This is a genomic window from Pseudomonadales bacterium (assembly GCA_024234615.1).
GTDB lineage: Bacteria > Pseudomonadota > Gammaproteobacteria > Pseudomonadales > IMCC2047 > JAJFKB01.
This window is the reverse complement of the sequence record JACKNY010000002.1, coordinates 378,285-391,880: the sequence shown is the minus strand read 5'-3', so window position 1 is coordinate 391,880 and position 13,596 is coordinate 378,285. Positions and strand designations below refer to the sequence as shown.

Below are 13,596 nucleotides of genomic sequence, written 5' to 3'. Positions count from 1 at the left end.
TAATATTCATATACACAAAAGGGGTAGAATCATCAATGACAGATATCGAGAGCCAAGTTAAACCACGCAAACAACCAACCCAGGCGCGATCTCGTAAACGGGTACAAAAAGTCCTTACAGCTACCCGGCTGCTATTGCGAGATCAGGGTTTAAACTCTGTCACAACATCCAAAATTGCCAAGCAAGCAGGGATTCCCGTGGGCTCTGTCTACCAGTATTACCCTAATAAAAAAGCGATTCTTGTCGCCCTCTATTCAGATTATCTGGCAAAAATTCGTGAGGTCTTTGACCTTTATGAAGGGGAGCCACTTCTCAGCATGGAATGGCAGGAGTTTTTTGAGAACCTGCTCCAATCCCTAATTGCAGCGGAGGAGCAAGGCGATATTATTCCGGAACTCGTTCAATCCACCAAGATATATCCGGAACTTAAAGAAATTGAGAACAAACACACCAAAGTGGTCAACAGAAAGTTTCTGGCCTTTTTTCGCCACTTTGGCTTCACTGGATCAGACGCTAAACTAATACGGCTCAGCTCTTTCTTGTATTTACTTAATGAGGGATCGTGGATATACCGTTCGGAATACAAATCCGCTCAGCACCATAAGGAAGCCGCCAACTGGGAAACGGCGGCGGCGCTTGGATTACTAAATCATTACCGGGAAAACAGTTAAGGCCGATTAATCGGCCCTAACTTCTGATGTTATCCAGGTTTAAATCGCACTCAATGGTTAGTTAGGTAAAGCCGGACTGACACTAATTCTCTGTGCAAAGTAAACAGCTTCAGCGGCATAGGAAAAGGGGCGTAATTAATATAATTAACCCATGGTGCATCGTTAATCCAAGAAGAATCGATGATGACCTTGCAAGATGTTTTGGTGCATGAGCCAGCTTCAGGATAGTCGATACAGATGGTGGCCAGCATTTGACACTCCTTCAAAGGGGACGAATGCATCATTTTTAGCAACTCAAAAAAGTTAGGCTAATTGTTGTAAAAAACAAAGACCTACAAAAGCCTTTGTTTTAATTCCATCAAATCAAGTGTGGTGCGAAAGAAATTTTAAGCTACAATCGTGAAGACCTTGAGTCCGCCTACGCACTTGAATAATGAGTCCACACTTTGTTTTGGGAGAGCGAAGCTCAACGTTATATCTAGAAATGATAATTTTTATCATGTAGAGTGATCGCGATGAAGTTTGGCAATAACAACAGATTTTTAGGTGTCAGCTTAGCGCTATTAATTGCGTTAGTTTCTGCACTGTCCGCCGTTCACTTAAATGCTCACCAAACACCAGATACCGCTTCAATTGAAGATTGTTTGGCGCTGCATACAACGGGCTTGGACTTGGCAATTGTTGAGGTCGAGCGTCCCGATTTTGTCGAACCCCCGTTCAACCAGATCATCCAGATGCCGGTTTACTCTCCGGTTATCCGCAATCATTTCCGTCCCCAGCCAAGGGGCCCTCCAACATACTCCTAACGCAAAAATAACCAATCGATAATTTCTAATTTACGCTTGCTTATGTGAGCGTGAGCCTATGCGTTTTAGGAGAACAAATGAATTACTCACAGTTAGCGCCAATCGGCGTTGCAATATTTTTTGGAGCACCTGCGGTAGCCACAGAAACATCCAGAATAGAACCCCGGTTAGAGGAAATAGTAGTTTCCGCCTCCCCCCATGCAAAGTCAGAGGCGGAAGTAGCTGGATCTCTGAATATCATTGATGGTGAAGAACTGCGGCGAGAAGCCGCGTCAACCTTAGGAGAAACCCTCCAGAATCAAATTGGTGTACATTCCTCTTCCTTTGGTCCAGGTGTTGGTGTCCCAGTCATTCGTGGGCAGAGCGGCAAGCGTGTGGAAGTCCTGCAAAATAGCACCAGCGTGGGTGATGTTTCTGATACCAGCTCGGATCATGCGGTAGCGACTGAAGCTCTTTTAGCCGATAGAATTGAGATACTCCGTGGTCCGGCAACTTTACGTTATGGGCCCGGCGCCATTGGGGGTGTGGTGAATGTCATTGACAATCGTATTCATACCCGTTTGGTGGAAGGTTCTCAAGGTGCGGCTGAAATACGCCATAACAGTAATAACGATGAAACAGTTGCCATTGGTCGTTTTGATTTCTCAATAGGTAACGTCGGAGTGCATCTCGATGGTGTGACGCGCGATAGCAATAACATTGAGATTGATGGTCTTGCCAACGCGACAGTGGATGACCCCGATGAAACGACTAATGGCTTTATTGCTAACTCTGACCGTGAAGCAGATTCGTTTAGCCTGGGTCTATCTTGGGTTGGAGACCGGCTAGTGGCCGGTGCCAGCGTTAATCGGATAGATAACAGCTATGGTGTTCCACCGGGTGCTCACGAGCATAGCCATCATGAAGAAAGCCATGAGGAAGAGCATGAAGAGGAACATGGTGCAGAAGAGGGCAGTGAGGAATTGTTCACACGCATTAACATGGATCAAACCCAATACCAAGGTAAGTTGCTATTTCCAGACTTGGGTGGCTACTTTGATCGGTTAAATATTGATCTGAGTTATACCGATTACCGGCATCGAGAATTGGAGATTGAAGAGGGTGTTGCCCATGTCGGCACAATTTTTGATGCTGATTCCACGGAAATACGGGCGGAACTCGTTCACAATGAAATAAGTGGGTGGTTGGGCGCTTTTGGTGTGCAATACAGCCAGCGCGATTTTAGCGCAGTGGGTGAAGAAGCCTTCGCGCCGCCGTCAGATACAGAGCGCTTTGGTTTCTATGTCCTGGAGGAAACAGCACTTGGGAGCGCGAGCCTGGAACTCGGTGCACGCTTTGATCGCCAGGAGATTGCAACGGCGGGGATAAGCCCCATTGAGCATGATAGTTACAACTTAAGTGTTAGCCTGCTGCTACCTATTGCTGATAATCAGCGTTTCGGATTTTTGCTCTCGCGTAGTGAGCGTGCGCCGGTGGCGGAAGAACTATTCTCCGAAGGAGAGCATGTAGCAACCAATACCTACGAGATTGGAGATGCTAACCTTGACCCGGAGTCTGCCATTAATACCGAGCTAACCTGGATTTACGATGCTGAAATAACCGCTCGTGCGAGTATCTTCTATACCTGGTTCCAGGACTACATCTATGCGATGGATACTGAGTCACGATTCAGTCATGATTTGGAAAGTGAGGGATTTTCTGGCATTCAAGCCTGTTCAAATGACATTGCCGATTTTGAAAATAATTTGGAAGAGTTTGAGGAATCAATAGAGTGTTTCCATTACGGACAGGAAGATTCAACCTTTGCTGGCATTGAAGCGGAGATTAGTATTCCAGTGGCTGACAAGCACAATCTGCGTGTTTGGGGTGACTATGTTCGTGCGAAGTTGGATGAGAACGGCGACGTGCCTAGAATGCCTCCCGCACGCCTAGGTGCAAGTTGGGATATTCGCTCAGCAAATTGGTTTACACAGCTCAGCATAACCCATGCCTTCGCACAAGAAAAACCTGGTGAAGGTCAGGAAGAGACTAGAGGATATACACGCCTTGATGCTCACCTGTCTTATAACTTGGGAGACTTGGCTCTATTTATCAAAGGAAGCAACCTGACCCAAGAAAAAATCAGGAATTCGACCAGTTTATTACGTCAGTTAGCCCCCGAACCTGGAAGATCGATCACGTTTGGAGCGAGTTATCGTTTCTAGTACACACAGGGTCATCCATTAGATAAAAAGTCAATTAACGAACTGAATTTTAACCACAATAACTCTAGAGGCTGTCCTAGATAAAATCACTTATCTGGGACAGCCTCTTCTTTTTTGTCTCTGGACTTTGAGTAATTCGATGACATGCTGGTGATTGCCTTTCTTGTTGGTATTCTTCTCAAAGATGTCGGCATTGTATTGATGGTGGGTAATCTTGATGTGGTGTCAATTGGCACCGAAAAGTACCCATCTGGACAGTTTTACACGCCAAGCAACAATCGAGGCGATAATCCGCTTTCAAAAATAAGAACCTATAAATTGTTTCAATCGCAATTATCGTTTTTAACAGTGGATCAGATCAAAATTCTTTTGAAATCCTGCAAAGAATCAACCAATGACCATCTGTATCCAGTCGTATTATTATGCTTGGCAACCGGGGCTGGATTTAGTGAAGCAAACGGGATTAAAAGACAAAATTTATTAGCGGATAGGGTGGTATTCACTGATACAAAAAACGGTAGTAATAGAGTGGTTCCGGTTCCACCTTCATTGATACGTTACCTAAGAATGAAAGCTTATCCATCACCATTCAACAGGCTTTTCGCATCCTGTAAGAGTGTATTTAGAAAGGCCGTTCAAAGAGCAAAGCTTGACCTTCCTGATGGGCAATTAACACATATTTTACGACATACGTTTGCAAGCCACTTTATTATGAACGGTGGTAGCCTAAAGGTGCTTCAAGAAGTACTAGATCACGAGGATATCAAGACAACAATGATATATGCTCACCTGGCTCCAGACTACTTGGAATCTGTACTTGATTTAGGTGTTTATTCTGAGCTTCGTAGGCAATCGGTAGGCATTCAGGGGGATAAAAAAAGGCCTAGATTGCTCTAAGCCTTTGATAATACTGGTAGCTACGGGTGGACTTGAACCCCCGACCCCAGCATATGAATCAGACCAGCGAATTATAACCTGTTGTTTTATATAAACTTTAATTAGCGCACCCACAGCAAATTAGCACAACAATGCACTACTCTTCATAACCAATTACGCAAATTTCACGCACGTTTCTAATAATGCGCTTACATACTAATACCTATATGACTTTCCTTCGTCGATTTGTAAAACGAGCTTTAATATCATCCCTCTTATTCTAACCAGCATTAACTACGAAGCTATCGCCAACCGGTTGCTTGAGTGTTGCTTTATTGATTGGGGTTGCCTTTAAATCCGTTCTCAATGCGGGGCTCAGTAATGGTGCAAACTGGCCTATGTCTTGATGGTTAGGATTAAGCCATAAATCATACATTTCCTCAGGTAGCCAGAGCGGTGTCGATTTCTGATGTATGTTCTCAAGTGCAGGGTGGCCTGGGAGTGTGATGATGGAGGCAGAATAAACAATTTGACCTGTCACTTTATCAACCCATTCTTTCCACAAACCGCCAAAAGCAATGGCATCACCATTGGCCGGTTCCAGCAGATGAGGGTTTTTACCTCCTTGGCTTTCAACAAAAGCTGTGGCGGGGATGATGCAACGCGATTTACGATACTCCGTTTTGTTGCTCAGCTTGGCATGATTGGTATTTACACTGAAATAATCGGGATGCGGTTTTAAGCCGGTTTCGGTCTGCTGTAAATACAACCACCAGATAGCATCACTAATCAAGCGCTCACCATCACGCTCGATCACTATGCTGATCATGCTGCCTGGGCGGATGTCCTGGCTGTACCTGAGCTGGGTTTCATCCACACCAAGTTGCTTCGACAATTGCGCCGAACCATCCTTCTTGATTAATGCAAAATTAGTACACATAATACTGGTTATTTATACAGGTAATTGATTATGGGTATACAACTTGTCGCAACACACCAAACCAAGTCTACTCTCTACACGCCACTCTATGCCACCAAGGTGCAAGCCGGTTTTCCCAGTCCCGCCGATGACTATATGGATCGCTCTCTTGATCTGAATGAACATTTAATCAAACACCCGGCGTCGACGTTTTATTGTGAAGTATCGGGGGAATCCATGACAGAGGTTGGTATTTTTAACGGTGACTTACTGATCGTAGACCGTTCTTTGAAGCCTCAGCATGGCGATGTCGTCCTTGCCGTCCTGAATGGCGAACTGACCTGTAAAATACTGGACATGCACCACCAGCGTTTACTCGCGGCAAACAGTAAATATGCCCCTATTCCCATCCACGAAGGCACGGATTTTCTGATAGAGGGTGTTGTCACCAATTCGATCAGGAGACACCGTTGTTTGCCTTAGTCGATTGCAATAGCTTCTATGCCAGCTGTGAGCAGGTCTTCCGTCCGGACCTTCGAGGTTTGCCCGTTGTGGTGTTATCCAACAATGACGGCTTTGTGGTGGCGCGCTCTAAAGAGGCGAAAGCCTTAGGTATTCCCGATTTAGAACCTTTCTTCAAGGTCGAACGACTATTACGAAAACACAAGGTCGCCATTTTTTCCAGCAACTACCCGTTATATGGCGATCTTTCTCATCGGGTGATGACAACGCTTAAGGCGTATAGTCCACACATCGAAGTTTACAGCATTGATGAAATGTTTCTGCAGTTACAGGGCTTTCCTAAACCTTTGGCGCGTTACGCCAGTGATATTAAAGCCACCCTCTGGGAAAATATTCGAATGCCGGTGAGCGTTGGTATTGCCCCCAGCAAAACCTTAGCGAAACTGGCTAACCGTACCGCCAAGAAAATACCCCAGTGTGCTGGGGTGTGCGTCTTGGATGAACCGGCTAAATGGGAATGGGTGCTCAAGCGTGTTCCTGTGACGGCGGTGTGGGGCGTTGCTAAACGTACCGCTAAACGTCTTACACCTCTGAATATCCAGAGTGCCTGGGATTTGGCTTCGGCGAATCCCAAGATTATCAGGCGCCATAGTAGCGTCTGCTTAGAACGCACCATCGAAGAGCTGAACGGCCGTAGCTGTCTGGCGCTGGAAGAACTGCCGCCGGCCAAGAAACAAATCTACTGCACCCGTTCCTTCGGCAAAAAAGCCACCGAGATACAACCGGTTTTAGAAGCGTTGACCTTATACGCTAGCCGCGCCACCGAAAAACTCAGAAAACAGAACCACCTTGCCCTCTCGGTACATGTCTTTATTCACACCTCACCCTTTGAACCAAACTTTCACAGTGTCAGTGCCGTTTCTCAATTGCCATACCCAACCAATGATTCACGGTTAATTACCGCTGTAGTGAGAGAAACGGCAAAGCGGCTTTATAGCCCAGGCCATGCCTTCCTGAAAGCCGGTGTTGGACTCATTGAAATCGTGGATAGAAAATACCATCAATTTGATCTTCTGCATCCAGGACAAAACACCCGCTCAGATCAGTTAATGAAAGTGCTTGATCAGATCAATAATACCTTTGGCCGGAGTAGTGTTTTCCTGGCCTCCCAGGGAGTGAGTAAACCCTGGTATATGCGTCAACAATTCACTTCACCGCAGTACACAACACGGTGGTCAGAGATTCCGAAGGTTATGGTTTAATCCTAGAGTGGACTACCGAACAAGAAGTTTTAAAGGGAATGAGCGAATTGAGATGAACTGTTGCAGCTAGTTAAATACCCCAGTAATCAAAGTATATGGCCAACTTCGTTGGTGTTACGGATGGCAAAAAAACGCCCATTCAGAAAAAGGGTAATTTGGGTGCGTATATCGGCCCAAGTTGAACACCCATTCTCGCTCTGTGACAGGGTTCATCTTCACCGGAATACGCACTTATTGCTTGAAACTACGCTATTCTATATCTCATTTGAAAACCCACCGAAGCGGGTTTGTTCTATGGGATCATTATTAGAAAGAGTACGTCCAGACTAGAGAAAACATATCAACATCGAAGCTGTCGTATTCAATTCCCAAGTCATCCGTTATCTCATCAATAAAAAACCTTTGGGCTTTTATGCCAAGTCTTGAGCTGTCGCCGATTTTATAATCTAGCCCAATAAGGAAGTTAAAAACTGTTTCTTGATCTGCATTTTCAATATCGGCGATACCGCCGCCAGCACCGAAGTAGGGAACCCATGATCCAGATGTTGGGAATAAATAATGCAGTTCAACAGTATAAATATTAATGCTGTTATCAAAATCTAAACCTGCAGCTTTTAGTTCACCTGAACTAGCAGAGCCGTTAACCGCAGGAAGTTCTGTCCCGCCTGTCGAAACTAGATCCGCAGAATCAAAATCTGCATCAAGTCCCTGCCAGGATAACGCTAAACGCAATACGTTGTGCTGCTCAAAACCGGACATGCCAACAGCAATACCGTAAGAAAAAGTATCGTCATATTCTAGGGACGCATTAACCGTGCCCGTCTCTACTAGGGTGAAGGGTTTTATTTTAATATCATCAATCGTTGTAAAACCACCCGACAACTGAACATCCCAATCTAGCGCGCTTGCATTAAAAGAAGCTAAGCAAAATATCACAAATAAATACTTCATTGTTTCTCCTTGTCATATTATGACGGTTATTAAGAAAGCTAACTAAAATACGAACACGGCATAATTGTCGTTATCCGTTTGTTCAAACTCGCATTTATTACAGGACTATATTATAGCTGAATATCGAATAGCTATAGGTTAAATTAAAGTTAGAGTTTAGGTTTCGGAGGTAGAATTACCCAAAAAAGTTAAAAAATAGTTAACAGTTTGTGGTGTTTCGCGCAGTGGCGCCCTTCAGAAATAAATTCACCCTTTCTTCTGGAGGCTGCAATGAACGCAAAAGGATATAGTCGTATCCCAAGCGAATTGGGTCATTGGACAACATTTTTAGGTAAAGCGCTACCCCCCCAAGATCTATTGGAACTTTTATTGATTTATTGATCGGGGCGATGCTGAGTCCCTCTGACTTCGTTACCGATGCCTATTTGATGATCAACATGCGCAAATCACTGAACTAGTTATTACAAGTGGTTGCAGAAAAGAAGTGGTTGTGGTTGGCCTTGGCGAGACAAATTGTCCGTTGTGCTGGCAACGGTTAAGCAGGTGTTATATAAGGCATTGCATATTATTTACCTTTGCACAAGAAAGGGAGATGAGGGTGGTGAAACATATTCGATTCAATTTATTAACATTTATAACTGTATTTGTAGCTGCCTGTTCGGGTGTTCAATACAAGGCCCCTGCAATAGACAGCCTCGCAGAACAGAAAGCATTGACTGAAATCGAGGCATACCCTATGCCTGTTCCCAAAAAAATTATGAGCTCAGTCGAGGCAGAACGAATGCTTCATCGGGTCTATGAAAAACTGGTTTCAAAAGCACGGGAAGTTTGCTGGCACGTTAAGGAGCAAAAGACATGCTGGTGGGATGTAGAATATAGTGCAGAACGTGACTTTAATGCATACGCAACAGATAACAACCGTGTTGTTGTCTACCATGATGTCATGACTCAGGTTAGCACTGAAGACGAACTCGCTTTCGTTATCGCTCACGAAATTGGCCACCATATTGCCGATCATATAGATGAAACTGAAACGCGCACAGGTGTTGGAGGAGTTTTAGGCGCGATCGTAATGGGGGCAATAGCTGTCAACGCAGGGCCTTGCTACACATATAGCTGCCAAAAAAATGCTACAGATGCAGTAGAGAGTGCAGCTAAACTTGGTTCTGCAATCGGTTCTATTACTTATAGCGTACAGCAGGAGAAGGAAGCTGACTTATTAGCTGCATTCATAGTGGACCGTTCTGGTTATGATTTGGTCAGTACGCGTAATGTCTTGATAAAATTGGGCGCAATGGCGGGGAAGAAGAAAACGGGGTTCTTTGCTACTCATCCAGCAGGACCAGAGCGACTTGCGACCTTTGAAAATGTTATTGATCTTGTCTATTTGGACGATGACGGAATGCCTGATAATCAACACCAAAAAAGGTAGTGTTGTTCTCCACTTCGTGGCTGGGATGGACTAGTTGTTGCTCTGGTCGGAATCTGTTAGCTTTAAGCTATTCATTAATTGGACCGAGAAGCTATTCTCTGCACAACTTCTCATTGCTCTCGCCAGTTATTCGCATGGGACTCTTCGCTCTTATTAGGGGACAAAAAGGTGATTAGGCGCAAATTGTAATAAGAGCATAATAATTTATGGGGGTAGTTGTCTTATCTGTAGTAGCACCATGGTAGCACCAATAAAAAAGGCTTAGCGATAAAATACGCTAAGCCCTTGATTTTACTGGTAGCTACGGGTGGACTTGAACCACCGACCCCAGCATTATGAATGCTGTGCTCTAACCAGCTGAGCTACGTAGCCATTTTCATGAACATGAAAGGATGCGCATTCTGGCGATTTCAGGCGATTTTGTCAAGATTGTGGATGTTCATTTATACATTAAATCTAAAGTGAACGACGTCACCGTCGTGGACAATATATTCTTTCCCTTCCAAACGCCATTTGCCTGCTTCCTTAGCACCGTGTTCACCATTGTGGGCAATAAAGTCGTCGTAGGAAATAACTTCGGCGCGGATGAAGCCTTTTTCGAAATCGGTGTGGATTGCGGCGGCGGCTCGTGGTGCTTTATCACCGATTTTAATCGTCCAGGCGCGAACCTCTTTGACACCTGCGGTGAAGTAGGTTTGTAGGCCAAGTAATTGATAGCCGGCGCGAATGACCCGGTTTAGGCCGGGCTCTTCCATGCCGATGTCGGCGAGGAATTCGGTTTTTTCGTCGTCTTCCAATTCAACGATTTCGGACTCCAGCTTGCTGCAAACGGCTACCACGGGAGCGCCTTCTTTTTGAGCGATTTCCTGCACCACTTTGAGGTGGGGATTATCTTCAAAGCCATGCTCGTCGACATTGGCTATGTACATGGTGGGTTTGGTAGTGAGCAGATGAAACTTCCTCACCATTTTAAACTCGTCATCTGTCAGTTTCATCGAGCGTACTGGTTGCGCTTCGTTTAAGTGTGGCAGTAGCTTCTCAAGTAGTTCTTTTTCTTTGACCGCCTCTTTGTCGCCGCTTTTAGCGGTCCGGGTGATGCGCTGTAATTGCTTCTCGACGCTTTCTAAATCAGCAAGCGCTAGCTCAGTATTAATAACTTCGATATCCGCTGCCGGATCAATTTTATTAGCGACATGGATGATATTCTCGTCGTCAAAACAGCGTACGACATGGGCGATGGCGTCGGTTTCGCGGATATTCGCCAGAAATTGGTTGCCGAGGCCTTCGCCTTTGGATGCTCCAGCAACGAGGCCTGCGATGTCAACAAATTCCATCGTGGTGGGAACCACTCTTTCCGGTGAGACAATAGTGGCCAATTTGTCCAGCCTCGGGTCCGGCATGGGCACAATGCCAGAGTTTGGTTCGATGGTGCAGAAGGGGAAGTTTTCTGCGCCGATCTGTGCTTTGGTCAGTGCGTTGAAGAGTGTTGATTTGCCAACGTTGGGTAGGCCGACAATGCCACAGTTAAATCCCATGTTTTATGTCTCTTTGGTCAAGGAAGCAGAGGTTGTGCTTCGAGATAGTAGTTGTGAATTTTAGCCCGCTTTAAAGCCATTAATTAGTGTTTGCGCTTTGTGCCAATTGCTGTTCAGTAGCTCGGGTAGTGCACGAATGGTTTTTTCTATGACGTTTTCAAGTAATTCTTGCTCTAAGATAGGGGCTTTTTTGAGGACATAGTTGACGACTTCTTGGCTATTTCCCGGGTGGCCAATTCCTAACCGCAATCTTGCAAAATGATTACTGCCTAAGTGGCTGATAATATCGCGTAAACCATTATGTCCGCCATGGCCGCCACTGAATTTTAATTTGACGGATCCGGGCGGAATATCCAGCTCATCATGCGCAATTAAAATTGCTTCTGGTGGGATCTTATAAAAATGAGTGAGTGCGGCAACTGCTTGCCCACTGCGATTCATAAAGGTAGTGGGAATCAGACAATGAAGCGGTCTGTTCGCAAAGGTAATTTTGCTATATAGGCCGTGAAACTTTGTTTCGAGCTTGAATTGTTCGCCTGATTGTTTTACCAGTTCCGCAACGAAATCAGCCCCTGCATTGTGTCGAGTATGCTCATATTGCGCACCAGGATTTCCGAGGCCGACAATCAGCGTTATTTGCTCGTTCACAATACAGGGACTCAAAGGGCTTAGGAGCAGCGCAGCACCATTTGCCGCAGAGACGAAGAATTAATCTTCGTCTGACTCTTCAGCTTTATCTTCGTCTTTGTCTCCAACGGTAGGCACTTCAGCGGAAGTAGTCTCTTCCTCTTCTTCGACCACCTTCTTCGGAGTATGAACCGCGACAACCGGCAAGTCATGATCTTCACCCTGAGTAAGAGCGATGATTTCTACGCCTTTCGGAAGTGCTAGATCAGATAAATGGACGATCTGATCTATTTCAACTTTCAACATGTCAACTTCAATATACTCGGGTAGATCACCAGGCAAACAACTGACTTCCACTTCCGACATGGTGTGTGAAATGGCACCACCCTGTTTTTTCACGCCGACGCAGGTATCTTCATTAATGAAGTGCAGTGGCACGTGAATATGGATGGCGACGTCTTTACTTACGCGTTGAAAGTCCACATGTAAAATTTTTGGTTTTGCGGGATGGCGCTGCATATCTTTAACGATTACTTGTTCTTTTGCGCCATCTAAGTTTAAGCTCAGAATATGCGAGAAAAAGGCTTCATTCTCGGTCGCTTTCAGTAGGTCTTTATGCATCACGGTAATATTTTGTGGGTTTTTCTTTTTCCCACCATAGATAATTCCCGGCACTTTATCTTCCAGGCGGCGTAGGCGGCGGCTCGAACCTTTCCCTACAACCTCCCGTTTTTCTGCAATAATTTCAAATTCTTCAGACATTTCAACATCCTCTTAAATAAAAGAGACCTCCGAAAAAGGCCTCAACAAATAACCCCGCGGAATTTTCGACCAATACCGAGGGGTTAGGTTACGTCCCTGCTGCGCTTAGCGAAACAGGGCGCTAATGGATTCGGCGTTACATACCCGTCGAATCGATTCTGCTAACAAAGGCGCAATCGTTAGCTGATGTATGCGAGTACATTTTTTAGCTGCGGCACTCAACGGGATAGTGTCAGTCACCACCAGTTGATCCAATTGCGAATTTGTAATGTTGTCTATAGCGGCGCCGGATAATACTGCGTGGGTAGAGTAGGCGACTACTTTGGATGCACCATGCGCTTTCAGCGCTTCCGCTGCTTTACAGAGTGTCCCGGCGGTGTCGACCATGTCGTCCACCAGAATACAGGTTTTGTTGTTCACGTCGCCAATAATGTGCATGATTTGTGCTTCATTGGCTTTGGGGCGACGTTTATCGATAATGGCTAATTCCGAATCGTTAAGCTGTTTGGCTAGGGCTCTTGCTCGCACCACGCCGCCAACATCGGGAGAAACTACAATGAAATTCTTATAGTGCTGACGCTCGATATGATCGATCAGCACCGGAGAACCATAAATATTGTCCACCGGACAGCTAAAAAAACCTTGAATTTGATCGGCATGCAGGTCAACGGTCAGGACGCGATCCACCCCGACATTGCACATCATATCGGCGACGACCTTGGCGGTAATGGGAACTCGAACTGAGCGTACGCGACGATCCTGCCGAGCATAGCCAAAATAAGGAACGACTGCGGTGATGCGCAAGGCCGAAGCGCGGCGGATAGCATCCACCATCACCAGCAGCTCCATCAGGTTGTCGTTAGTGGGTGCACAGGTGGGTTGAATGATGAATACATCCTTACCACGCACATTGTCCAGAATTTCGGCAGACGTTTCACCGTCGCTGAATTTGCCTAATTCGGCATTGCCTAACGGGATAGCTAAATGCTTAACAACTTTCTTTGCCAGATCCGGATTTGCATTGCCGGTGAATACGGTTAGATTTGCAGCCACGCTGATTTACCTGATTGTTCGCGTCTTTTGATAATG

At 45.6% G+C, this 13,596-nt stretch carries 13 protein-coding genes and 1 tRNA gene; 7 read left to right on the top strand and 7 right to left on the bottom strand.

Annotated elements, in window-relative coordinates; all coding sequences use genetic code 11:
• Positions 1-35: 35 nt before the first annotated feature.
• The 4 genes from H6995_10985 (at position 36) to H6995_10970 (ending at position 4,578) form a co-directional block, all read left to right on the top strand.
• Positions 36-671: a TetR/AcrR family transcriptional regulator gene (locus H6995_10985; protein ID MCP5215520.1), complete on the top strand. Its 636-nt coding sequence runs from the start codon at positions 36-38 to the stop codon at positions 669-671.
• Between the two features lie 515 nt (positions 672-1,186).
• Positions 1,187-1,477, top strand: coding sequence for a hypothetical protein (locus H6995_10980; GenBank protein ID MCP5215519.1), 291 nt, complete (start codon positions 1,187-1,189; stop codon positions 1,475-1,477).
• A gap of 77 nt (positions 1,478-1,554) precedes the next feature.
• Positions 1,555-3,681 carry a TonB-dependent receptor gene (locus H6995_10975; GenBank protein ID MCP5215518.1) on the top strand — a complete coding sequence of 709 codons (2,127 nt, stop codon included), beginning with the start codon at positions 1,555-1,557 and terminating at the stop codon, positions 3,679-3,681.
• 144 nt (positions 3,682-3,825) lie between these two features.
• Positions 3,826-4,578, top strand: coding sequence for a tyrosine-type recombinase/integrase (locus H6995_10970; GenBank protein MCP5215517.1), 753 nt, complete (start codon positions 3,826-3,828; stop codon positions 4,576-4,578).
• Between the two features lie 259 nt (positions 4,579-4,837).
• Here H6995_10970 and H6995_10965 read toward each other — a convergent pair whose 3' ends face one another.
• Positions 4,838-5,497 carry an SOS response-associated peptidase family protein gene (locus H6995_10965; GenBank protein MCP5215516.1) on the bottom strand — a complete coding sequence of 220 codons (660 nt, stop codon included), beginning with the start codon at positions 5,495-5,497 and terminating at the stop codon, positions 4,838-4,840.
• A gap of 30 nt (positions 5,498-5,527) precedes the next feature.
• Here H6995_10965 and umuD point away from each other — a divergent pair, with 30 nt between their 5' ends.
• On the top strand, positions 5,528-5,959 hold the full coding sequence (umuD, locus tag H6995_10960; GenBank protein MCP5215515.1) for a translesion error-prone DNA polymerase V autoproteolytic subunit: 432 nt from the start codon (positions 5,528-5,530) through the stop codon (positions 5,957-5,959).
• The gene (locus tag H6995_10955; GenBank protein MCP5215514.1) at positions 5,947-7,200 is read left to right on the top strand and encodes a Y-family DNA polymerase; all 1,254 of its coding nucleotides are present in this window, start codon (positions 5,947-5,949) and stop codon (positions 7,198-7,200) included. The genes umuD and H6995_10955 overlap by 13 nt, the downstream gene beginning before the upstream one ends.
• A 306-nt stretch (positions 7,201-7,506) precedes the next feature.
• Here H6995_10955 and H6995_10950 read toward each other — a convergent pair whose 3' ends face one another.
• A complete protein-coding gene (locus H6995_10950) occupies positions 7,507-8,151 on the bottom strand; it encodes an outer membrane beta-barrel protein (GenBank protein ID MCP5215513.1) in 645 nt (214 codons plus the stop codon).
• A 601-nt stretch (positions 8,152-8,752) separates the two neighbouring features.
• Between H6995_10950 and H6995_10945 the strand changes: the two genes are divergently transcribed.
• Positions 8,753-9,583 carry a M48 family metalloprotease gene (locus H6995_10945; protein ID MCP5215512.1) on the top strand — a complete coding sequence of 277 codons (831 nt, stop codon included), beginning with the start codon at positions 8,753-8,755 and terminating at the stop codon, positions 9,581-9,583.
• Between the two features lie 295 nt (positions 9,584-9,878).
• Here the strand turns inward: H6995_10945 and H6995_10940 are convergent.
• The 5 genes from H6995_10940 to H6995_10920 form a co-directional block, all read right to left on the bottom strand.
• Positions 9,879-9,955 (bottom strand) — tRNA-Met (locus tag H6995_10940).
• A 71-nt stretch (positions 9,956-10,026) separates the two neighbouring features.
• Entirely contained in the window at positions 10,027-11,118 is a 1,092-nt protein-coding gene (ychF, locus tag H6995_10935; GenBank protein ID MCP5215511.1) for a redox-regulated ATPase YchF, read from the bottom strand.
• A 60-nt stretch (positions 11,119-11,178) separates the two neighbouring features.
• Positions 11,179-11,766 carry an aminoacyl-tRNA hydrolase gene (pth, locus tag H6995_10930; GenBank protein ID MCP5215510.1) on the bottom strand — a complete coding sequence of 196 codons (588 nt, stop codon included), beginning with the start codon at positions 11,764-11,766 and terminating at the stop codon, positions 11,179-11,181.
• Positions 11,767-11,826: 60 nt separating this feature from the next.
• Complete coding sequence (locus H6995_10925; GenBank protein ID MCP5215509.1) at positions 11,827-12,507, bottom strand: 50S ribosomal protein L25/general stress protein Ctc; 681 nt, start codon at positions 12,505-12,507, stop codon at positions 11,827-11,829.
• Positions 12,508-12,612: 105 nt separating this feature from the next.
• Complete coding sequence (locus H6995_10920) at positions 12,613-13,560, bottom strand: ribose-phosphate pyrophosphokinase (GenBank protein ID MCP5215508.1); 948 nt, start codon at positions 13,558-13,560, stop codon at positions 12,613-12,615.
• Between the last annotated feature and the right edge of the window lie 36 nt (positions 13,561-13,596).

Bases quoted from the DNA above. Each gene is read 5' to 3' on its own strand.
- H6995_10975 (MCP5215518.1), top strand. From the start codon at position 1,555: ATGAATTACTCACAGTTAGCGCCAATCGGCGTTGCAATATTTTTTGGA.
- umuD (MCP5215515.1), top strand. From the start codon at position 5,528: ATGGGTATACAACTTGTCGCAACACACCAAACCAAGTCTACTCTCTAC.
- H6995_10950 (MCP5215513.1), bottom strand. From the start codon at position 8,151: ATGAAGTATTTATTTGTGATATTTTGCTTAGCTTCTTTTAATGCAAGC.
- H6995_10970 (MCP5215517.1), top strand. From the start codon at position 3,826: ATGCTGGTGATTGCCTTTCTTGTTGGTATTCTTCTCAAAGATGTCGGC.
- H6995_10985 (MCP5215520.1), top strand. From the start codon at position 36: ATGACAGATATCGAGAGCCAAGTTAAACCACGCAAACAACCAACCCAG.
- H6995_10980 (MCP5215519.1), top strand. From the start codon at position 1,187: ATGAAGTTTGGCAATAACAACAGATTTTTAGGTGTCAGCTTAGCGCTA.
- H6995_10965 (MCP5215516.1), bottom strand. From the start codon at position 5,497: ATGTGTACTAATTTTGCATTAATCAAGAAGGATGGTTCGGCGCAATTG.
- ychF (MCP5215511.1), bottom strand. From the start codon at position 11,118: ATGGGATTTAACTGTGGCATTGTCGGCCTACCCAACGTTGGCAAATCA.
- H6995_10925 (MCP5215509.1), bottom strand. From the start codon at position 12,507: ATGTCTGAAGAATTTGAAATTATTGCAGAAAAACGGGAGGTTGTAGGG.